The 21,121-nt window shown below is 74.7% G+C and carries 18 protein-coding genes; 12 read left to right on the top strand and 6 right to left on the bottom strand.

Annotation, left to right across the window (positions count from 1 at the left end; genetic code table 11):
- Positions 1–11: 11 nt before the first annotated feature.
- Both AB0H28_RS24685 and AB0H28_RS24680 read left to right on the top strand, forming a co-directional pair.
- Positions 12–2,804: an FAD-binding and (Fe-S)-binding domain-containing protein gene (locus AB0H28_RS24685; RefSeq protein ID WP_358044591.1), complete on the top strand. Its 2,793-nt coding sequence runs from the start codon at positions 12–14 to the stop codon at positions 2,802–2,804.
- Positions 2,804–3,226: a glutaredoxin domain-containing protein gene (locus AB0H28_RS24680; RefSeq protein ID WP_358044588.1), complete on the top strand. Its 423-nt coding sequence runs from the start codon at positions 2,804–2,806 to the stop codon at positions 3,224–3,226. Before AB0H28_RS24685 ends, AB0H28_RS24680 begins: the two co-directional genes overlap by 1 nt.
- Positions 3,227–3,326: 100 nt before the next feature.
- Here the strand turns inward: AB0H28_RS24680 and AB0H28_RS24675 are convergent, their stop codons facing one another.
- Together AB0H28_RS24675 and AB0H28_RS24670 are read right to left on the bottom strand one after the other, a co-directional pair.
- Positions 3,327–6,833 (bottom strand): glycosyl hydrolase, encoded by a 3,507-nt coding sequence (locus AB0H28_RS24675; RefSeq protein WP_358044585.1) that lies wholly within the window; start codon positions 6,831–6,833, stop codon positions 3,327–3,329.
- A gap of 444 nt (positions 6,834–7,277) precedes the next feature.
- Positions 7,278–7,622, bottom strand: a complete 345-nt coding sequence (locus AB0H28_RS24670) for a hypothetical protein (protein ID WP_358044582.1) — start codon at positions 7,620–7,622, stop codon at positions 7,278–7,280.
- 96 nt (positions 7,623–7,718) lie between these two features.
- Between AB0H28_RS24670 and AB0H28_RS24665 the strand changes: the two genes are divergently transcribed.
- Both AB0H28_RS24665 and AB0H28_RS24660 read left to right on the top strand, forming a co-directional pair.
- Complete coding sequence (locus tag AB0H28_RS24665; RefSeq protein ID WP_358044580.1) at positions 7,719–8,339, top strand: L-threonylcarbamoyladenylate synthase; 621 nt, start codon at positions 7,719–7,721, stop codon at positions 8,337–8,339.
- A 75-nt stretch (positions 8,340–8,414) separates the two neighbouring features.
- The gene (locus AB0H28_RS24660; protein ID WP_358044577.1) at positions 8,415–9,989 is read left to right on the top strand and encodes a Na+/H+ antiporter; all 1,575 of its coding nucleotides are present in this window, start codon (positions 8,415–8,417) and stop codon (positions 9,987–9,989) included.
- A gap of 136 nt (positions 9,990–10,125) precedes the next feature.
- Here the strand turns inward: AB0H28_RS24660 and AB0H28_RS24655 are convergent, their stop codons facing one another.
- Positions 10,126–11,568 carry an endo-1,4-beta-xylanase gene (locus tag AB0H28_RS24655; protein ID WP_358044574.1) on the bottom strand — a complete coding sequence of 481 codons (1,443 nt, stop codon included), beginning with the start codon at positions 11,566–11,568 and terminating at the stop codon, positions 10,126–10,128.
- A gap of 420 nt (positions 11,569–11,988) precedes the next feature.
- Here AB0H28_RS24655 and AB0H28_RS24650 point away from each other — a divergent pair, with 420 nt between their 5' ends.
- The 4 genes from AB0H28_RS24650 to AB0H28_RS24635 all read left to right on the top strand — a co-directional run bounded on the left by AB0H28_RS24650 (position 11,989) and on the right by AB0H28_RS24635 (position 15,520).
- Entirely contained in the window at positions 11,989–12,831 is an 843-nt protein-coding gene (locus AB0H28_RS24650; RefSeq protein WP_358044701.1) for a S1 family peptidase, read from the top strand.
- An 81-nt stretch (positions 12,832–12,912) separates the two neighbouring features.
- Positions 12,913–13,218 carry a DUF1330 domain-containing protein gene (locus tag AB0H28_RS24645; protein WP_358044571.1) on the top strand — a complete coding sequence of 102 codons (306 nt, stop codon included), beginning with the start codon at positions 12,913–12,915 and terminating at the stop codon, positions 13,216–13,218.
- Between the two features lie 229 nt (positions 13,219–13,447).
- Complete coding sequence (locus tag AB0H28_RS24640) at positions 13,448–15,088, top strand: ABC-F family ATP-binding cassette domain-containing protein (RefSeq protein ID WP_358044567.1); 1,641 nt, start codon at positions 13,448–13,450, stop codon at positions 15,086–15,088.
- Between the two features lie 9 nt (positions 15,089–15,097).
- Entirely contained in the window at positions 15,098–15,520 is a 423-nt protein-coding gene (locus AB0H28_RS24635; protein ID WP_358044564.1) for a thioesterase family protein, read from the top strand.
- A gap of 100 nt (positions 15,521–15,620) precedes the next feature.
- Here the strand turns inward: AB0H28_RS24635 and AB0H28_RS24630 are convergent, their stop codons facing one another.
- The 3 genes from AB0H28_RS24630 to AB0H28_RS24620 are packed head-to-tail and all read right to left on the bottom strand — an operon-like array spanning position 15,621 to position 18,437.
- A complete protein-coding gene (locus AB0H28_RS24630) occupies positions 15,621–16,454 on the bottom strand; it encodes a methyltransferase (protein ID WP_358044561.1) in 834 nt (277 codons plus the stop codon).
- Between the two features lie 55 nt (positions 16,455–16,509).
- The gene (locus AB0H28_RS24625; protein ID WP_358044558.1) at positions 16,510–17,169 is read right to left on the bottom strand and encodes a response regulator transcription factor; all 660 of its coding nucleotides are present in this window, start codon (positions 17,167–17,169) and stop codon (positions 16,510–16,512) included.
- Positions 17,157–18,437, bottom strand: coding sequence for a histidine kinase (locus AB0H28_RS24620; protein ID WP_358044555.1), 1,281 nt, complete (start codon positions 18,435–18,437; stop codon positions 17,157–17,159). The genes AB0H28_RS24625 and AB0H28_RS24620 overlap by 13 nt, the downstream gene beginning before the upstream one ends.
- Before the next feature lie 134 nt (positions 18,438–18,571).
- Here AB0H28_RS24620 and AB0H28_RS24615 point away from each other — a divergent pair, with 134 nt between their 5' ends.
- From AB0H28_RS24615 to AB0H28_RS24600, 4 genes are all read left to right on the top strand, one after another.
- Positions 18,572–19,219, top strand: a complete 648-nt coding sequence (locus AB0H28_RS24615) for a DUF998 domain-containing protein (RefSeq protein WP_358044552.1) — start codon at positions 18,572–18,574, stop codon at positions 19,217–19,219.
- 4 nt (positions 19,220–19,223) lie between these two features.
- Positions 19,224–19,511, top strand: coding sequence for a DUF1905 domain-containing protein (locus tag AB0H28_RS24610; RefSeq protein WP_358044549.1), 288 nt, complete (start codon positions 19,224–19,226; stop codon positions 19,509–19,511).
- A complete protein-coding gene (locus AB0H28_RS24605; RefSeq protein WP_358044547.1) occupies positions 19,508–20,284 on the top strand; it encodes an NAD-dependent protein deacylase in 777 nt (258 codons plus the stop codon). Before AB0H28_RS24610 ends, AB0H28_RS24605 begins: the two co-directional genes overlap by 4 nt.
- Positions 20,285–20,515: 231 nt before the next feature.
- A complete protein-coding gene (locus AB0H28_RS24600; RefSeq protein ID WP_358044544.1) occupies positions 20,516–21,121 on the top strand; it encodes a low temperature requirement protein A in 606 nt (201 codons plus the stop codon).

Here is a 21,121-nt window from a genome sequence, read left to right as displayed (position 1 = left end):
GTGCGGTGATCATGGCGGAGCTGGGCGCGTCGGTGCGGGCCGGGCTGGAGGCGGCGGTGCCCGGCGGCGTGAGCACCCGGGCCGCGGACCGGCTGAAGCTGGCCCACGACGCGTCGCACTACCTGCTGCACCCCGGCGCGGTGGTCACCCCGACCGACGCCGGTCAGGTCGCCGCGCTGCTGGCGCAGAGCCGCCGCGCCGGCGTACCGCTGACGTTCCGCTCCGGCGGCACCAGCCTCAGCGGCCAGGCGGTCACCGACCGGCTGCTGGTCGACGTCCGCCGGCACTTCCGCGACCTGACCGTGCTCGACGACGGGCGGCGGGTGCAGGTCCAGCCGGGGGTGGTGCTGCGGCAGGTCAACGCCCGGCTCGCGGCGCACGGCCGCAAGCTCGGCCCGGACCCGGCCAGCGAGGCCGCCTGCACCGTCGGCGGGGTGGTCGCCAACAACTCCAGCGGGATGACCTGCGGCACCGAGTTCAACACCTACCGCACGCTGGAGTCGCTGGTGCTGGTGCTGCCGAGCGGCACCGTGCTGGACACCGGCGCGCCGGACGCCGACGCCCGGCTGCGCGCCACCGAGCCGGCGCTGCACACCGGCCTGCTGCGGCTGCGCGACCGGGTGCGCGGCAACCCCGACTCGGTGCGCCGGGTCCGCGCCCAGTTCGCCATGAAGAACACCATGGGGTACGGGATGAACGCGTTCCTCGACCACGACGACCCGGCCGACCTGCTCACCCGGCTGGTGGTGGGCAGCGAGGGCACGCTCGCGTTCGTCGCGTCGGCGACGTTGCGCACCGTACCCGTGCTCCGGCACGCCGCGACCGGCCTGCTGGTCTTCGACACCCTCGGCGCGGCGATGGCCGCCATGCCGGCGCTGGTGGCCGCCGGGCCGGCGGCGGTGGAGTTGCTCGACGCCGCCGCGCTGCGGGTGGCCCAGCGCGATCCGAAGGCGGACGCGGCGCTGCGTGGCCTGGCCGTGCGCGGGCACGCCGCGCTGCTGGTGGAGTGGCAGGAGTCCGACCCGGACGCGCTGGCCGAGCGGGTCGCCGCCGCCCAGCCGGTGCTGGCCGACCTGCCGCTGACCACGCCGGCGGGGCTCAGCGGCGAGCCGGCGGCCCGGGCCGCGCTGTGGCACATCCGCAAGGGCCTGTACGCGGCGGTGGCCGGCGCCCGGCCGTCCGGCACCACCGCGCTGCTGGAGGACGTCGCCGTGCCGATGGCGGCGCTTGCCGACACCTGCGCCGCGCTGGCGGACCTGTTCGACCGCCACCGCTACGCCGACAGCGTCATCTTCGGGCACGCCAAGGACGGCAACCTGCACTTCATGCTCAACGAGCGGTTCGGCGGCGGCGAGGCCCCGGCGCGCTACGCCGACTTCACCGAGGACATGGTCGACCTGGTGCTCGGCCACGGCGGCACGCTCAAGGCCGAGCACGGCACCGGCCGGGTGATGGCCCCGTACGTACGCCGCCAGTTCGGCGACGAGCTGTACGACGTGATGCGCGAGCTGCGCGCGCTCTGCGACCCCGAGGGCGTGCTCAACCCGGGCGTGCTGCTCGGCGACGACCCGCAGGTGCACCTGCGGCACCTGAAGACCGTGCCGACCGTGGCGGAGGAGGTGGACCGTTGCGTCGAGTGCGGCTACTGCGAGCCGGTCTGCCCGAGCCGGGACCTCACCACCACGCCCCGGCAGCGGATCGTGCTGCGCCGCGAGATCGCCGCCGCCGAGGCGGCCGGCGACCGGGCACTGGCCCGGGAGCTGTCGGACGCCTACGACTACGACGCGGTGCAGACCTGCGCCGTGGACGGCATGTGCGCCACCGCCTGCCCCGTCCTGATCAACACCGGTGACCTGGTCAAGCGGCTGCGCGCCGAGGAGCACGGCCGTGCGTCGGCGCCCGGCTGGCGGGCCGCGGCCCGGCGGTGGGGCGCCACCACCCGGGGCATGGCCCGCGGGCTGGACCTGGCCGGCGCGCTGCCGCCCGCGCTGCCCGAGGCGGCTACCCGGGCGGCCCGGGCGCTGCTCGGCCCCGAGCGGGTCCCGCAGTGGCGACGCGATCTGCCCCGCGGCGGCGCGCCCCGCCGTCCCCGTCCGGTCGACGACCCGGACGCGGTTTTCGTGCCCTCCTGCCTCGGCACGCTGTTCGCCCCGGCCGGGGGCGGCGCCGGGGTGGCCGCCGCGCTGCTCACCCTCGCCGACCGGGCCGGCGTACGCCTGCTCGTGCCGGACGGGATCGGCGACCTCTGCTGCGGCACGCCCTGGTCGTCGAAGGGGCTGACCGACGGCTACCGGGCGGTACGCGACCGGGTGCCGCCGGTGTTGCGGTCGGCCAGCCGCGACGGGGCGCTGCCGGTGGTCAGCGACGCCGCGTCCTGCACCGAGGGCTTCGACCGGCTGCTCGCCGACGCCGGCGACCTGCGGGTGGTCGACGCGGTGGAGTTCGCCGCCACCACCCTGCTGCCCCGGCTGACCGTGCGCCGCCGGCTGGGCTCGCTGGCGCTGCACCCGACCTGCTCGTCGACCCGGCTCGGCCTGGACGACGCGCTGCTCACGGTGGCCCGGGCGGTCGCCGACGAGGTGGTGGTCCCGGACGGCTGGCAGTGCTGCGGCTTCGCCGGTGACCGGGGCCTGTTGCACCCGGAGCTGACCGCGTCGGCCACCCGGGCCGAGGCCGCCGCCGTCACCGCGCGGCCCTTCGACGGGTACGCCTCGGTGAACCGCACCTGCGAGATCGGTTTGGCGCGGGCCACCGGGCAGCCGTACCGTCATGTGTTGGAACTGCTCGCGGAGGTGAGCGCCTGATGTGGCGTAGTTGGCGGTTCGCCGGCCTGATGCTGGCCGCCGCCGTGGTGATGGGCGTCAGCCAGTGGCGGCTGGGGCAGCCGGCCGTCGGCGCCCTGCCGTTCGCCGTGCTGGCCGTCCTCTTCTCCCCGCTGGTCTTCCCCCGGTCGCTGACGGCGGCCCAGGCGCGGCTGCGCAGCGCGCGCGACGGCCGCCCGGTCGTCTACTGGCGCCCCGGCTGCACCTACTGCCTGCGGTTGCGGCTGCGGCTGGGCCGGAACGCCGGGCGGGCCTACTGGGTGGACATCTGGCGTGACCCGCAGGGGGCGGCGGCGGTCCGGGAGGTGACCGGCGGCGACGAGACCGTGCCGACCGTGGTGCTGCCGGACGGGCCGGTGGTGAATCCCGACCCGGCGTGGCTGCGGGCGCGGCTCTCGGCCTGAGCGGGACGCACCGCTGGCAGGACCGCCACGTGCCGCGCACCCCCCGGCGGGCCGTTGCACCCGGCGCCCCGGCCGGGTGCGGCCGGGGCGCCGGGGCTGGTCACGCCGTGAAGGGCAGCGTGACGGTCGAGCGATCGCCGGTGCCCAGCGTGCTGGGGCCGCCGCCGATGGCGTTCCACACTTCCACCCGCACCGTGCCGCCGACCAGGTCACCGAGCGTCCCGACGCCGGAGAGCAGACCCCGGGCCGGGGTGTAGTGCTCCCAGCCCGGCACCGGGTCGGTGGCGAAGTACTGGTAGGTCTCCACCCGGTCGGCGGTGCCGTCACCGCTCAGGTCGTAGGAGACCCGGACGTGGGTGCCGTTGCCGACCGTCGTGCCCGCGTCGAGCAGCAGGTCGAAGCGGGTCGCTCCGCCGGTGTAGCGGGCGGTCAGGCCGGTGGCGGTGAACACCAGGTGGTCGCCGCCGGTCGCCGGGACCGTCATCGTGGCCGGCGTGCCGGCCGCGCCGGCCAGTCCGGCCGGCCCCACCAGATGACGCTCCGCGGTGAACTCGCCCGTCCCCGGTGGGGCGGTGGTGGCGGTGGTCCCGGCGTACGGCAGGACGAGGCGGGACGCGTCACCGACGCCGAGGGCGGTGGTGCCGGCGCCGATGGCGTTCCACACCTCGATCCGGACCGTGCCGCCGGCCAGGTCGCCCAGCGTGCCGGTGGCCGAGACCAGGCCCTGGGTCTGCCGGTAGTGCTCCACGCCGGTGACCGGGTCGGTGGCGTAGTACCGGTAGGTCTCCACCCGGTCGAAGGTGCCGTCGCCGGTCAGGTCGTAGGAGACCCGGGCCTGGACCCCGTTGCCGACCGCGGTGCCGGCGTCGACGGCCAGGTCGAAGGCGGTGTTCCCGCCGGTGTAGGCGCCGGTCAACCCGGTGGCGGTGAACACCTGCGGGTTGGCGGGTGATCCGTCGTGGTTGCCGTTTGCCGCGGCCACGGTGACCGTGCCGGCCGGGCCGGCCGTGCCGGCCAGCTCCCCGCCGGAGCGCAGGTAGCGGGTCGGCTCCAGCGGCGTCGGGGTGCTCGGGCTGGGGCTCGGGCCGGTCGGCGTCGGGCTGGCGCTGGTCGGCGTCGGGCCCGGCGTGGTCGGCGTCGGCGTCGGGGTGGTCGGGGTGGGGGTGGGCGGCCCGGTCGGCGGGGGGCCGGTCGGCACCGGCACACCGCCGGTGGCGCTGCCTCCGCTCCAGGTGTGCGCCCCGGAGGTGATGGTCTTGCCGGCCGGCACGGCGAGCGTGGTGCCGTCGGAGAACGTGACGGTCAGCGGCGCGGCGGTGATGTTCGACGCCACGTAGGTGCGCTCGGTGCCCTTCTTGAACACCTTCGCCAGCGGGTGGTTCGCGGTGACCGAGGTGTCCACAGTGCCCAGCGCGGCCAGGTTGCGGATCCAGTGGAACGTGTGCGCCTTGCTCTCGCCCTCCTCGCTGGTGAATCCGCTGTTGGCGCGGAAGTTGCGCAGCGCCTCGTCGCCGTCGCCGAGGGCGAGGAACTCCCAGATGATGTCCTGCCACACCGTCGGTGGGCCGCCCTTGTTGGCGAGCAGCTCCGCGTAGTTGGCCTTGACGTACTCCGGGTGTTCGCCGAGGTAGAGGTGACCGCCGGTGATGGGCAGCATGTTGATGCCCTGGATCATCTCCGGCGCGGAGGAGAACCAGGTGGCGTACGCGCCGCCGTCGCCCCACACCATGCCGACGGTCTGGTGGCCGAAGCCGGCCGGGAAGTTCTCGTCGTGCACGTCGAACCAGTATTCCGAGATGGCCGCGGACTGGGTGGTCCACAGGTAGACGCCGGCGTCACGGACGGCGGTGTCGCCGGTCGCCTGGCCCCACTGGATCAGCGCGTTGGCGAAGTTCATCCCCTCGGACGAGGACTCCTGGTTGTTGCCGGCGAAGAACGGCGCCAGCCCGGACGCCCAGTCGTGGCCGGCGTAGATGTCGAAGTCGCGCAGGTAGGGGAAGCGGTTGTCGGCGCGGTCGTAGTTGTTGGCGTCGCGGATGAGCAGGTCGACCATGCCGCCGTAGCGGGTGTCGTCGGCCCAGCCGGGGTCGAACTTGGCCAGGGTGGCCGCCGCGGCGATGAAGTAGCCGTAGTGGAAGTGGTGGTCGTTGAGGTCCTCGTCGGAGCCGTACGACGCGGGGTAGCCGATCAGCGTGCCCCAGTTGCGGTCGTAGTAGAAGAGCTGGCCGGTCTCGCCGGGGCCGGCGGTGAGCCAGTTGGTGAGCCGGGCCTTCATGGCGGCCACGGCCTTGTCCCGCACCGGCGCCAGCCCGAGCTGGTCGGCGATCTCGGCGATCCGGGCGGCCCGGCCGAGGCCCTTGCCGGCCCAGTAGGTGTCCTGGCCGCTGACCCCCTCCGGGTTGCCCAGTTCGGCGTTGAGGTAGTTGGTGACGGTGCTCAGGTCCGCGCCGGTCGAGTCGCCGACGCCCGGCACCTCGGGGAGCACGCCGGTGAAGCGCATCGAGGTGGTGAACGACGGCACCCCGGTGAGCACCCGCATGGCGCCGCGCGGTGAGACGTACGTGCCGGTGACCGGGGTGGCGCCGGTGAGGCTGCGCCACTGGTGCGGGTAGAGCGCCACCACGGTCTTCGTCTCGGTGCCCTCGCGGGGCGTGGTGGTGAACGCGTAGGTGGTGCGCACCGTGCCGGCCGCCGGGTCGTAGGCGTAGCTCATCCGGGTGCCGGTGACGTGCGCGTGGGCGTATCGGCCGTAGGTGTCGGCCAGGCCCGCCTTGTCCGCGCCGCCGGGCAGCACCGCGACCGAGAAGTAGCCCTTGCCGGCCAGCGTCGAGCTGATGCCGGCGCCGTTGACGGTCCAGGTCGCGCCGGACGGTGCGTACGCGACGTAGTCGTGGCCGTTGACCGTGAAGCCGATGGTGGCGCCGGAGTTGCGCCACACGGTGGGCGTGGCGGTGGCGGTGAGCTGCGCGGCGCCGCCGCCGGTGACGGTGTAGTAGCTGAACGGCAACCCGTGGCCGATGGTGGCCCGCATGCCGCGGCTGCCGTCGCTCCAGTCGGCGGTGACCGTCCAGTCCGTCCAGTCGGCGGCCTTGACCACCGGCGCGGCCAGCCCGGCCACTCCGACCCGGACGTCCTCGCGGTACGGGTAGTGGAATTCGCCGACCCCGGTGGCGGTGCCGCTGATCGCCGGCGTGGTGGTGTAGGACAGCCCGAGCCCGTTGTTCTCGGCCTTGAACGCCAGCGGGTGGGCCTGCAGGTTCTCGCTGGTTCCGCAGCTGTTGCGCTTCCAGATCAGCGAGGACCACCAGTCGTTGGTGGGGATCGCGCCGGCCGGGGCGTCCGCGGTGGCGAAGATCCGAGGGTTGGTGCTGACCGTGCCGCAGCCCTTGGGCAGCGCGGCGCCGGGCGGCAGCGTTTCGGTGTAGCTGCCCGCGCCGACGGTGCCGGCGGCGGCGGTGCCGCCACCGCCGACCACGACACCGAGCAGGCCGGCCGCGAGCACGGAGGCGGCGGCGAGGGCGGTCGCCCGCCGGCGACGCCGGTGGGCGGGGGACGGGATGGAAGCCGGCGGGGGTACGGGGGAGACGTCCCGCAGGGGGAGTGTCATGGAGGTCCCCTTCGGAGGAGAAGGTGGTGTTCGGAGGCGGTCCGACGGTCGAGAGAGCGCTCTCTTGAGAAGCGAGATTAGGTTCCGGTTACGCGTCCGTCAATGTTACCAAAGAGAGCGCTCTCTGCGACAGGGAAGGCTCCCACCCAGACGCGCGCCGACCCCCACCACACCGTGGTGATCCCAGGGTCGTGTTGACACCCACCACGTTCCACTCAGTGTCCGCGCGGCGCGTGGGTGGAACGTGGTGGGTGTCTCGGGCTCGTGTTGACAACCACTGCGTTCCACTCGCTGTGCGCGCGGCGCGTGGGTGGAGCGCCATGGGTGTCCGGGGTTCGTGGGGGCACTGGCCGGGCGGACGTGGATCAAGGGGTTGGTGTCCGGCCGGACCCGGCCGACGACACCAACCCCTTGATCGACGTGAGATGGTGGGCGGTGGGTGGGTCAGGCGGCGGTGGCGACCAGACGACCCTCGCCGGTCCTCGGTTCGGCGGCCGGACGGTCGGCGTCGCTCACCGGGGCGGCGAGAGCGTCGCCCGGACGTGCCGCCCCGGTCACGGTCGCCCCGGCCCTCGCGGCGGTCGCCCCGGCCCGCGCGACGGTCAACCCGGCCTGGGCGGTGTGCCACGCGGGGCACGGCCAGGCGGCGCCGGCGCAGCTCGGGCTGGCGCACGTCCGTTCCGCGTCGGGTTGGTGCGCGTCGGCGACTGCGGCGGACAGGTCCCACAGCAGTGGGTCGGTCACCTCCGCCGGACGGTCGGCGGCGCGGTCGGTGCTGGTAACGGACATTTTCGGTCCCCCCTGTGGTGAACGGCCCTGACCTGTTTCCGGAACCGACCGGCGGCAAACCTGCGGATGATCGGGAGCGGGCATAGGCTGGCCGCCGTGGCGAGGTACTACGACCTGCATCCGGACAATCCCCAACCGCGGGTCATCCGGCAGGTGGTGGAGCTGCTGCGGTCCGACGGGGTGATCGTCTACCCGACCGACTCGTGCTACGCCCTCGGCTGCCGGCTCGACAACCGCGCCGGGGTGGAGCGGATCCGGGAGATCCGCCGGTTGGACGAGCGGCACCCGTTCACGCTGGTGTGCGCCGACTTCGCCCAGCTCGGCCAGTTCGTCAAGCTCAGCAACGCGGTCTTCCGGCAGGTCAAGGCCGTGATTCCGGGCAGCTACACGTTCCTGCTGCCGGCCACCGCCGAGGTGCCCCGCCGGCTTCAGGATCCGCGGCGGCGGGTGGTCGGCGCGCGCGTGCCGAAACACACCGTCACCCAGGCGTTGCTCGCCGAGTTGGGCGAGCCGCTGCTCTCCAGCACCCTACTGCTGCCCGGTGAACCGGAGCCGATGACCCAGGGCTGGGAGATCAAGGAGCGCCTCGATCACCTGGTCGACGCCGTGGTCGACGCCGGCGACTGCGGGCTCGAACCCACCACCGTCATCGACCTCTCCGGGCCCGAGCCGGAGATCCTGCGCCGGGGAGTCGGCGACCCGTCCCGCTTCGAGTAGAGATCGGGCCGTTTGACCCCACCCCCTCGTGCCGTGCGGCACGGTGGACCCGGCGGACGGTGACGGGGGTACGGCGTGAGCGCACTCGTGCTGATCACGGCGCTCGGCGCGACCGTGCTCATCGGCACCACCATCGGGGGCCGGTACAGCGTCGCGCCGCCCGTGCTGCTCATCTCGATGGGCGCGCTGCTCGGCCTGCTGCCGCCGTTCACCAGCGTGGTCCTCGAACCCGAGGTGGTGCTGCTGCTGTTCCTCCCGGCGATCCTCTACCGGGAGAGCCTGGCGATCAGCCTCCGCGAACTGCGCGCCAACCTTGCGGTGATCGCGCTGCTGGCCGTCGCGCTGGTGATCATCACGATGGTCGCCGTCGCGTACGTCGCCCAGGCCCTCGGCGTGGAGCCGGCCGCCGCCTGGGTGCTCGGCGCGGTCCTGGCTCCCACCGACGCCGCCGCCGTCGCCGGCCTGGCCAAGCGGATGCCGCGGGGCATCCTCACCACGCTGCGCGCCGAGAGCCTGGTCAACGACGGCACGGCGCTGGTGTTGTTCGCGGTGGCGGCTGGCGTGATCGCGGGCGGGAGGGTGCCCGGCGCGTTCTCGCTCACCGGCCAGTTCGTCGGCAAGTCGCTGGGCGGGGTGGCCGCCGGGCTGCTGGTCGGCGGGCTGGTGGTGCTGATTCGCAAGCACGTCGACGACGCGTTGCGCGAGGGAGCGGTGAGCATCCTGACCCCGTTCGTCGCGTTCCTGCTCGCCGACGCGGCGCACGCCAGCGGGGTGCTCGCGGTCGTCGTGTCCGGCCTGCTGCTGTCGTACGCCGGCCCCCGGGTGATCCGGGCCCGCTCCCGGGTCACCGCCTACGCGTTCTGGGACCTGTCCACCTTCATGATCAACGGTAGCCTGTTCGTGCTGCTGGGCATGCAGGTCCCCGGCTCGCTGCGGAGCATCACCAGCCACTCCCCGGCCGCCTCGTTCGGCATCGCGGTGCTTGTCGCGCTGGTCGTGGTCGTCACCCGGCTGAGTTGGGTGCACCTGGCGGTGTCCGCGTTGCAGCACGTCGACCGGCGGGAGCCGCGACGGTCGACCCACTTCGACGCCCGGATGCGTACCGCCGCGGGCTGGGCCGGTTTCCGGGGCGCGGTCTCGCTCGCCGCGGCGCTTGCCGTGCCGGTCACCGCGCACGACGGCACGCGGGTGCACGAGCGCGATCTGATCATCTTCGTCACCGTGGTGGTGATCGTGTTGATCATGGTGGTGCAGGGCACCACCCTGCCCGCCGTGGTCGGCTGGGCCGGCCTGACCGGCGACCGGGAGCGCGACGACGAGGTGCGTCGGGCGCGGATCCGGGCCACCGAGGCGGCGCTGGCGGCGTTGCCGTCGGTCGCCGCCGACCTGGGCGTCGCGCCGGACACCGTGGACCGGCTTCGGGCCGGCTACCAGGAACACCTGGCAAAGGTCCGCAACCCGCCCGGCGAGGAGGCCGACCGGGAGCGGGAGCTGACCCGCCGGTTGCAGCTGGCGATGCTGGACCGCAAGCGGCAGGCGGTCACCCGGCTGCGCAACACCAACCAGATCGACGACGCGGTGCTGCGCGAACTCCAGGCGGCCACGGACATCGAGGAGATCCGGTTGCTCGGCCCCGAGGTGGAGGACTGACCACCGTGCCACCCCCGCCCCCGCCCCCGCCCCCACCCCCACCCAGCCCCCGCCGCGTTCACGGAAAGAGTGGCTATCCAGCACCGGATAGCCACTCTTTCCGTGAATTAGGGGAGAGGTAGGGGGACGGAGAGGGTCAGCCGGCCGTGCAGCTCACCGTGCCGGAGGGGGCGGTGCCCGTTCCCTGGAAGCCGAACTCGGTGCTGCCGCCGGCCCCCACCTGGCGGTTGTAGTCGACGTTGCGGAACGTCACCAGACCGCTGGAGCCGCTGGCCTGGGCGCTCCACGTGTTGGTGACCGACGAGCCGGAGGGGATGGTCAGCGACACCGACCATCCGTTGAGCGCGCTGCCGCCGGCGGTGACCCGCACGTTGGTGACGAAGCCGCCCGGCCACTGGTTGGTGGTGAGCGACGCGGTGCAGGCGCCGGTCGGCGGCGGAGTCGTCGGCGGGGTCGTGGTGGGCGGCGTGGTGGTCGGCGGAGTGGTGGTCGGCGGAGTGGTCGTCGGGGGCGCGGTGGTCGGCGGCGGGGTGCCACCGGCGTTCAGCGCGTTGAGCGTCGAGGTGTACGCCGCCTTCTTGTTGCCGTTGCCGTCGAAGAGCAGCGGCGTGCCGCTGGCCCGCCAGGAATCGCTGTCCCGGATGCCCCAGACGGTGATGCCGTTGCACCTCGCCACGGCCAGGCAGTCGGCGACCACGTTGCCGTAGGTGGTGGCCTGCGCGCTGCCGGAACCCTCGATGTCCAACTCGGTGATCTGCACGTCGACCCCGAGGGCGGCGAAGTTCTGCAGCGTGGTGCGGTAGTTGTTCGGGTACGGCGAGCCGCTGTTGAAGTGCGACTGGAAGCCGACGCAGTCGATCGGCACGCCCCGGGCCTTGAAGTCCTTGACCATGTTGTAGACGCCCTGCGTCTTGGCCCAGGTCCAGTTGTCGGTGTTGTAGTCGTTGTAGCAGAGCTTGGCGCCCGGGTCGGCGGCCCGGGCGGTGCGGAAGGCGACCTCGATCCAGTCGTTGCCGGTGCGCTGGAGGTTCGAGTCGCGCCGGCCGCCGCCGCTGTCGGCGTACGCCTCGTTGACCACGTCCCAGGAGTAGATCTTGCCCTTGAAGTGGGTGGCGACCTGGGTGATGTGGTTGACCATGGCGTTGCGCAGCGCGGTGCCGGACAGGTTCTGCGCCCAGCCGGGCTGCTGCGAGTGCCAGGCCAGCGCGTGCCCGCGAACCCGCATGCCGTTGGCCTGGGCGTGCGCGACGATCCGGTCGGAACTGCTGTAGTTGAACTGGTTCTGGGACGGCTCGGTGGCGTCCCACTTCATCTCGTTCTCGGGCGTGACCATGTTGAACTCGCGGTTCAGGATGCCGACGTACGTGCCGTCCGACAGCTTGTTTGCGGCCACCGCGGTGCCGAAGTAGCGGCCCTGTTCCGCCGCCGACGCGCCGAGCGTCGTGCCGGCGCTGGCGCTGGTCGCGACCGCGACCGTCGCCGCGACCGCCGCGGCTCCGGCCAGCATCGACACCACCGCGGCGCGCCTGCGCGGCCGGGCTGCCGCGCCGTCTCTGGTGCGGGCGAACACCTTGTCCATCTGAAAGCCTTTCCTAGCCTGGTCAACGGGATGGTCCACCTCGGTCACCGCCCGCCACGGTGTCGGCTCGGGCGCGGCCGCCCGGAGGCCGCGCGGGTGGGGGAGCGGATCCCCCGGTCACCGTGGAATGATCGAAGTGAATATCTGCCAGCAGCCTACCGGAACCGTTCCGAAAAATTAACGCTGTCGATGGCGCGATTCGGCACCGGTGCGCCAGCCGTCGCCGCCGGCGAACGTGCCGGCCGGGAGTGGTCGGCACGCCGTGCCCGAGTCGGTGCGTGGGTCCGAAAGTTTCGGCGTCCGGGGTCGATCGGCCCGACCCGCTGTCCGCCACCGGACGATGGGCGGCGCTTGAACCGGGGCGGCTGCGGGGCGATGCTGCTATTACATCGATTATCGACGATGCAGGAGGTCTTCCGGATGCGCCGACCGTCGCTCGTCTTCCTCACGCTCGCCGCGCTGCTCGCCGTCACCCCGGCCGCGGCCCGGGCCGGCGCGGCCCCGCCACCCGCACCCGCGACGCTCGCCGGGGTGCGCACCGCCGGCACCGCCTGGGGCCACGACCCGGCCACCGGCCGCCTGACCGTCACCGTCGACGACACGGTACGCGGGGCCGAACTGGCCGCGCTGCGCCGGACCGCCACCCGCTCCGGCGCGGTGCTGCGGCACGAGCCCGGCCGGCTGCGCACGCTCATCGCCGGAGGGCAGGCGGTCTACGGCGGCGGTGGGCGCTGCTCGCTCGGCGCGAACGCCCGCCGCGGCAGCACCTGGTACTTCGTCACCGCCGGACACTGCACCAACCTCGGCGCCACCTGGTACGCCGACAGCGCCCGCACCACGGTGCTCGGCTCCCGCGCCGGCAGCAGCTTCCCCGGCAACGACTACGGGGTGGTCCGCTACACCGGCACGATCGCCCATCCCAGCGCGGTCCACACCTACCCGGGCCAGGTGACGATCTACGGTGCCGGCAACGCGTACGTCGGGCAGGCCGTCTGCCGCAGCGGTGCCACCACCGGCGTGCGGTGCGGCACGGTCACCGGGCTGAACCAGACCGTCAACTACGCCGAGGGCAGCGTCACCGGGCTTATCCGCACCAACATCTGCGCCGAGCCGGGGGACAGCGGCGGCCCGCTCTACGTGGCCGCGACCGGCACCGTCCTCGGCATCCTCTCCGGCGGCAGCGGCAACTGCACGAGCGGTGGCGTCAGTTACTACCAACCGATCCTGGAGATCCTCGCCGCGTACGGCCTGAGCATCCCGTGACCGGCGGTCCCACCCCGGGCCTCCCGCAGTACGGTCCCGTCGGCGGTGCTGAAGATCATGGGTAGCGGTTAACCTGGCGCGGTGACCGTCTATGCCCTCGCGCAGCTCACCGTTCACGACCGGGCGCGCTACGACCGCTACGTGGCCGCCTTCCTGCCGGTGCTGGCCCGGCACGGCGGCCGGCTGCTCGTCGCGGACACCGCCCCGCGGGTGGTGTCCGGCGAGTGGCCGCACGACAAGGTGGTGCTGTTGTCCTTCGACAGCCGGGAGGACTTCGAGCGCTGGTCGGCCTCGCCGGAATACCGGGAGATCTCCCGCGAGCGGGAGGCGGCCACCGACGGGGTGCTCCTGCTGCTCGACGGGATCGGCCACGCCTGGCCGGCCTGACCGACCGTTGGGCGCCTCCGCGCCGACCCGCACGTCGGTCTACCTGCGTGAGCTAGGGTGTAACGGTCCCCGAGCATCGGAGTGATCATGGCAGGTGACGACGACATCTCCGGGTGAGAGCCCGGACGGCCGCCGACGCGCGACACGCGCCGTCGCCGCGGCCCCCTTCGTCGTCCGCCCGCCCCGCCGAGCGCCACCTCGCGCCCGGCGCTTCCTTCCGAGGTCGATCATGTCCGACGCCTTCGTCGTCAGTTCCGCTCTCACCTTCTCCTGGCCGGACGACACGCCGGTCTTCACCGAGTTGTCCTTCTCCCTAACCGGCGGCCGGACCGGCCTGGTGGCGCCCAACGGCTCCGGCAAGACCACCCTGCTGCGGCTGATCGCCGGCGAGCTGCGCCCCACCGCCGGCACGGTCACCGTGCACGGTGTCCTCGGTTACCTGCCCCAGCATCTGCCGTTCGCCGTCGACCAGAGCGTCGCGCAGGTCCTCGGCGTCGACCGGGCCGTCGCCGCGCTGCACGCCATCGAGGCCGGCGACGCCCGCGAGGAGCACTTCACCGCCGTCGGCGACGACTGGGACGTGGAGGAGCGCACCCACGCCGAGCTGGACCGGCTGGGGCTGGGCGGGCTGGCGCTGGACCGCCGGCTCGGCACGCTCAGCGGCGGCCAGGTGATCTCGCTGGGCCTGGCCGGGCAACTGCTGCGACGCCCGGACGTGCTGTTGCTCGACGAGCCGACGAACAACCTCGACGAGGCCGCCCGGGAGCGGCTCACCGCGGTGCTGCGCGGGTGGACCGGCTGCCTGCTGGTGGTCAGCCACGACCGGGCGCTGCTCGACGAGATGGATCGCATCGCGTCGCTCGAACCCGCCGAGATCCGCTGGTACGGCGGCAACCACACCGCCTACGAGCAGGCCGTCCGTGCTGAGCGCGAGGTCGCCGAACGGCAGGTCCGCAGCGCCGAACAGGATCTGCGGCGGCAGCGGCGCGAGCTTCAGCAGGCCCGCGAACGTGCCGCCCGCCGTGCCTCCACCGCCGCGCGCAACCTGCCCGACGCCGGGCTGGCCCGGATCGTCGCCGGTGGCCTGAAGCGGGACGCCCAGGTTTCCGCCGGTCGCGCCGCCGAGACGCACACCGCCCGCGTCGGCGACGCGCAGGCCCGGCTGGATCAGGCCAGTCGGGCCGCCCGCCAGGACGACCGGATCGTCATCGACCTGCCCGACACCACCGTGCCCGCCGGCCGGACCGTGTTTCACGGCGAGCGGCTGCGCGCCGCGTACGACGGCCGCCCGGTGTTCGCCGGCGAGGGACTCGACCTGAGCATCCGGGGGCCGGAACGGATCGCGCTCACCGGCGGCAACGGCGCCGGCAAGTCCACGCTGCTGCGCCTGGTCAGCGGCGACCAGCCGCCGGCCGCCGGCACCGCCACCCGGGTCGAGGGCCGGGTGGCGTACCTGTCACAGCGCCTGGACCTGCTCGACCCGGCGCGTACCGTCGCCGAGAACCTGGCCGCGTTCGCGCCCGGGCTCGCCGACGCCGAGCGGATGAACCTGCTGGCCCGGTTCCTGTTCCGCGGTGACCGGGTGCACCTGCCGGTGCGGGTGCTCTCCGGCGGCGAACTGCTGCGGGCCACCCTCGCCTGCGTGCTCAACGCCTCGCCCGCGCCGCAACTGCTGCTGCTCGACGAGCCCACCAACAACCTCGACCTGGACAGCGTCGCGCAACTGGAGAGCGCGCTCGGCGCGTACCGGGGAGCGTTGCTCGTGGTCAGCCACGACCCGCGCTTCCTGGCCGCGATCGGCGTGGACCGGTGGCTGCGGCTGGCCGACGGCGCGCTGGTCGAGACCCGTGCGCCGGAGGAGGCTGGCTAGTCTGCCGGCATGGCAGATCCATTCCGGGTGCGCGTCACCGTGCGCGGCTACGAACTCGACACGCAGGGGCACCTCAACCAGGCGGTCTACCTTCAGTACGCCGAGCACGCCCGCTGGGAGTGCCTGCGCGCCGCCGGCATCGCTCAGGACCGGTTGCTCGCCGCGGGCGTCGGGCCGGTCGCCCTAGAGGCGACGGTGCGCTACCTGCGGGAGCTGCGCGGCGGCGACGAGGTCGACGTCACCTGCGAGTTCCGCTGGGGCGAGGGCAGGACGTTCCGGATCGGGCAGGAGTTCACCCGCCCGGACGGGACCCCGGTCGCGTCCGTGACCGGCGTCGGCGGCCTGCTGGACCTGGCGACCCGGCGGCTGGTGCCCGAGCCGCGCGAACGGTTCCGGGCGCTGGCCGCCGACCCGGCGCCGATGAGCCTCTGAGCACACCCGCCGCGCGGTCCGGGCTGATCGCGCGGTCCGGCCGGTCGCTCGGTCCGGGCCGGTCGCGAGGTCCGGCCCGGCGAGACGGGGCGGTGTCCGGTCAGCCCGGACGGCGTCCCCACGCCGAGATCAGCGGCGCGAGGGTGAGGTCGAGCTGGCCGGCGTCGACGGCGGTCAGGTGCGCGTCGATCTCGACGTCGTCGGCCAGCCCGGCGGCGAGCAACTCGGCGCGGACCATGCGCACCGTCGCGGCCTCCAGCCGGTCGCAGGCCACCCCGCCGACCGGGAAGCAGCCGGCCGCCGCGACGTCCACCAGACCCGCCGCCCGCAACGCCCCCGGCAGCGTCCGGCCGAAGCGCATGTCGGCGCCCCGGCGGGTCATCAATTCCCGGACGGCGCGCCGCAGCCGGTTGGCCCGTCGCTGCGCCGGGCCGGCCTCGTCCAGGCAGGCCAGCGGCTGCAACTCGGGGTCGGCGTCCTCCACCAGCAGCCACCCGCCGGGCCGCAGCGCGGCGACCATCGTGGCCAGCGCCCGGGCCCGGTCCGGCAGGTGCACGAGCACGAGCCGCGCGTGCACCAGATCGAACGTGCCGGGCTGCGGCGGCGGGTCCGCCACGACGTCGTGCCGGCGCACCTCGTAGCCACCGCGCGGGTCCAACCAGGCCGGGTCGATGTCCGTGGCGAGCACGTGACCGGTCGGGCCGACGGCCGCGGCGAGCGCCTCGGGAACGCCGGGACCGCCGGCGCCCACGTCCCAGCACCGCCACCCCGCCCGCAGCCCGAGCCGTCCGGCGTGCCCCCGCGTGACGTCGTCGAACAGCTCGGCGAGCCAGGTGAACCGTTCGCCCGCCTCCGTGCGCGCGTTGTCGAGCAGGTAGCGGTGATCCGGGCCGGACCCGGTCACCGGGTCGACGGCGTCCCGTGATGCGCTCATGAGCCCATCCTCACGCCCGGGGGCCGCGATGTCAGCACCACGATCGCGTGCCGGCTCAGCCACCGGCGCGCAGGTAGGCGAGCACGGCCAGCACCCGGCGGTTGGTGTCGTCGTCCGGCGGCAGGTCCAGCTTGGCCAGGATGTTGCCGACGTGCTTGCCGACCGCGGCCTCGGTGACGTGCAGCCGGGCCGCGATCGCGCCGTTGGAGTGGCCCTCGGCGACCAGTCCCAGCACCTCCCGCTCGCGCCGGGAGAGCGTGTCGAGCGGGTCGCGCGGGCGGCGCAGCAGGTGCCGCACCACGTCCGGGTCGACGGCCGTGCCGCCGGCGGCCACCCGGCGCAGCGTGTCGGCGAACTCGGCTACGTCGGCCACCCGGTCCTTGAGCAGGTAGCCGACCCGCCGGCCGTCGCCGCTGTCCAGCAGCGCCGCCGCGTACCCGCTCTGCACGTGCTGGCTCAGCACCACCACGGCGAGGTCCGGGCTCTCCGCGCGCAGCGTCACCGCCGCGCGCAGGCCGTCGTCGCGGTGTTCCGGCGGCATCCGGATGTCGGTCACCACGAGGTCCGGCCGGTGGGTACGGACCGCATCCACCAGCGCCGGGGCGGAGCCGACGGCGGCGGCCACCGCGAAGCCGAAACGGGTCAGCAGGCCCACCAGGCCCTCGCGGAGGAGGACCTCGTCCTCGGCGAGGACGACCCGGGTCACGGACGGCACGGCAGCTCCACCCGCAGGATGGTAGGCCCGCCGGGCGGGCTGGCCAGCAGCAACCTGCCGTCCACCGCGGCCACCCGGTCGGCGAGCCCGGTCAGGCCGGTGCCCCGGTCCGGGTCGGCGCCGCCCCGGCCGTCGTCCTCGACCTCCACCACCAGCCGGCGGCCGGTGTGGGCCAACCGCACCTGGGCCCGGGTCGCGCCGGCGTGCCGGGCCACGTTTCCCAACGCCTCGGAAACCACGTACCAGGCGGTGGTTTCGACCAGCTCCGGCGCGGGGCGGGACAGGTCCGCCCGCACGGTGACCGGGACCACCGACCGGGCGGCCAGGTCACCGACCGCGCCGGCCAGCCCCAGTTCGGTGAGCTGCCGAGGGCGGATGCCCTGGACGATGCCGCGCAGCGTCACCATCAGCTCCTTGGCCTGCTCGTGCGCCGCGTCGAGCGGTGGGGCGGCCGGGGAGTCGTCCGGCACGTCGAGACGGGCCAGCCCGAGCTGGAGGGTGAGGCTGGTCAGACGCGGCTGCGCGCCGTCGTGCACGTCCCGCTCGATGCGGCGGCGTTCCGCCTCGTAGGCGCCCATCAGGCGGGCCCGGGACCGGGTCACCTCGCGCAGCGCGGCGGCGTCGGGCGCGCCGTCGAGCAGCCACCGGGCCACCGCCGCCTGGCCGGCCACCAGCGGACCGGCCAGGTAGGCCAGCAGAGGCGCGGCGAGCACACCGGCGACGGCGTACGGGACCGCCCCGGCGGGGGAGTCCACCGTGTCCCAGACCAGCACGATCCGCTCCCCGCCGCCGGTCAGCCACGGACCGGCGACCAGCGCGACGTCGAGCAGCACCAGCAGGCCGAACGTCCCGTAGGCCAGCGGCACCACGGTGGCCAGCCAGGCGCAGTACGCGACCTCCCGCCAGGCGGCGGCGGTGAAGCGGCCGATCGGGCCGCGCCGGAGCGGGCCGGGCAGCGGCCGGGAGTCGACCAGGCCGAGCCGCCACCGCTCGACCGCCGCCACCGGCGCGACGGCCAGCGGCGCGACCGCCAGCGCGGCCAGCGCCAGCGCGGCGAGCACGGCCAGCGCCGGCACGTCGACCGGCCGGTCCCGCCGCAGCGCGCTCACCACCAGCAGCAGCGGCGCGACGACCACCGACCACGCGACCGCCAGGACACCGGCGACCGGCAGGGTGGTCGCGGCGTACGCCAGGGCCCGCCAGGGCCAGGCGGACAACGGGTAGTGGCGGCGGCGCAACGCCCCGGCCAGGTGCGACGGCTGAGTCATGGCCCGACGCTAGCCAGCGGGCGCGCGGCCGGCCCAGCCGTCCAGGCCCCGGTCCCGGGGTGGGTCTGGCCCCACCCCGGGCCGGCCCGCCACACCCCGTGCGCGCGGCCGGTGTGACGCGGTCGACTCGACGGATGACTCGTGACCGGCTCGCCGCGACCTGCTGGCTGCTCGCCACCGCGCTGTTCCTGACCGCCAACGTCGTGGTCGGGCTGGCCTGGCGGCAGCCCCGATTCGACTGGACCGAGCACAACCTCAGCGACCTGGGCAACGTCGGGTGCGGCGTGTGGGACACCACCCGGCCGCGGCTCGTGTGCTCGCCGTGGCACCCGGCGATGAACGCCGCCTTCGTCGCCGTGGGGGTGCTGCTCGCCGCCGGCGTCCTGGCCGGTCGGAGCGCGTTCGGTCGGGGTCGGGCGGCGGCCGTGGCCCGGGCGGGCACGCTCGCCGCGGCCGGCGGGTACGTGCTGGCCGGCGTCTGGCCGGCGGACGTGGACGAGAACCGGCACGTGCTGGGCGCGGTGCTGATCTTCGTGCTGGGCAACGAGGGTCTGCTCGCCGGGGCACGGGCCGTCCGTCCGGCTGCGCTGGACGACCGGTGTCGTGCCGGACTGCTCCTCGGTGCGGCCGGGCTGGTGGGCACCGCGTTCTTCCTGGCCCGGGTGGACGTGGGCATCGGCGTGGGTGGCATGGAACGGGTCGCGGTCGCGCCGCTGTTCGGCTGGGTGTCGTGGGCGGGCCTGCGGCTGCTCCGGGAGCGTCGGCCGGCGCGCCTATCCTGAGCCGATGGAGCTGGCGTTCAGCGGCGAGGTGTGGTTCTGGCGTGGGCCCGCGCCCTACCACTTCGTCACCGTGCCCGACGAGCAGTGCGCGGCGCTGGAGGCCGCGGCGGCCTCGGTCACCTACGGCTGGGGCATGGTCCCGGTGGGCGTCCGGATCGGCGACACTCGCTGGCGGACGTCGCTGTGGCCGAAGGACGGGCGCTACGTGGTCCCGCTGCGGGTCTCGGCGCGCCGGGCGGAGGGCATCGATCTGGGCGACCGGGTGGACGTCCGCCTGACGGTGGACGGGTGACCGCCGCCGGCGACCTGCCGGAGGCGGGCCGACTGCTCACCGCCGCGAGCCGGCCGGTGGTGTTCACCGGCGCCGGCACGTCGGCCGAGAGCGGCGTGCCGACGTTCCGGGACGCCCAGACCGGCCTCTGGCAACGGTACGACCCGAGCCGGTTGGCCACCCCGGCCGCGTTCCACGCCGACCCCGCGCTGGTCTGGGGCTGGTACGAGGGCCGGCGGCACGGGGTGCGCCGGGCCGAGCCGAACCCGGGGCACCGCGCGGTGGCCGCGATCCGGGCCCGGCTGCCGGCCACCGTCGTGATCACGCAGAACGTCGACGACCTGCACGAGCGGGGTGGCGTCCCCGATCCCGTGCGCCTGCACGGCAGCCTGTTCGCGCCCCGCTGCTCGGCCTGCGCCCACCCCGCGCCGGTGCCCGGTGACGCGGCGGAGCCACCGGCCGGCCCGCTCGACCCGCCGGCCTGCGCGCGCTGCGCCGCGCCGGTCCGGCCGGGCGTGGTGTGGTTCGGCGAAGCTCTGCCGGAAGCGGCGCTGGGTGCTGCGGTCGAGGCGGCGTCCCGCTGCGACCTGCTGCTCACCGTCGGCACCTCCGCGCTGGTCCACCCGGCCGCCGAGATCCCGCTGGTGGCGGCCCGCCTCGGCGTGCCCGTGGTGCAGGTGAACCCGGTGGCGACACCGCTGGACGCGGTCTGCGCGGTCAACCTGCGCGGGCCGGCGGGCGAGGTGCTGCCGGCGTTGGTCCGGGCCGCCTGGCCCGACGAGCACACCGGCTGAGCGGTGCCCCGCCCCGGGCAACGGGAGCCGCCCGGCCGGCCCTGACCGCGCCCGGCCGGCCCTGACCGCGCCCGACCGGCCCGGCGCGCCCGACCGGCGGCCGGCGCGCTCGACCGGCCCGGCTCGGCAGCCGGCGAGCCTCGGGCGGCGTGATCGGCGGAACAGCCCGACCGCCCGGCCGGGGCGGCCTACCGTCGGCGGGGGCGGTGCGGCGACGGTAGGGGGCGGGGCGTGGGCCGCGACGGGGTGCGCCGGCATCCGGCGTGGCCCCGCCCGCCCGGGCCGGCGGCGGAGGACCGCCGGGTCACGCCGTTCGAGATCTTCTTCGATCTGGTCTTCGTCTTCGCGCTCACCCGGATCATGGCGCTGGCCGGGCCGCACCCGACCCCGGTCGGGATGACGCAGGGCCTGCTGCTGCTCTGCTCTGGCTCGCCTGGTCGTCGTACACCTGGTTGGGCAACCAGACGCGGGCCGACGTCGGTGTGGTGCGCGGCGGGTTCCTGGTCGCGATGGCGGCGCTGTTCCTGGCCGCGCTGGTCACGCCGGGGGGCCTGGACGTCGGGTCCGGGCCTGGACGGGCCGCTGCTCGTCGTGCTCGCCTACGCGCTGCTGCGGGCGGTGCACCTGGCGCTGTTCCACTGGGCGGCGGCCGACGACGCGGCGCTACGCGCGCGGATCCGGTTCTTCGCGCTGATCAGCGTCGTCGGCTGGCTGACGTTGCTGCTCGGCGCCGCTCGGCGTGGTGCTGCCTCCGGTCCTGGCGCTGGTGGTGCTGGTCGGACTGCTGCTGGCCGCCGTCGGTCTGGACCGGCTCGGTGGGCCGCGCCGGGCGGGTGA

Origin of the sequence: Micromonospora sp. NPDC050980 (assembly GCF_040653835.1) — a bacterium.
In the GTDB taxonomy this organism is placed as follows: domain Bacteria; phylum Actinomycetota; class Actinomycetes; order Mycobacteriales; family Micromonosporaceae; genus Micromonospora.
Note: the sequence above shows the minus strand (reverse complement) of the source record. Positions and strands in the feature narration are given on the sequence as shown.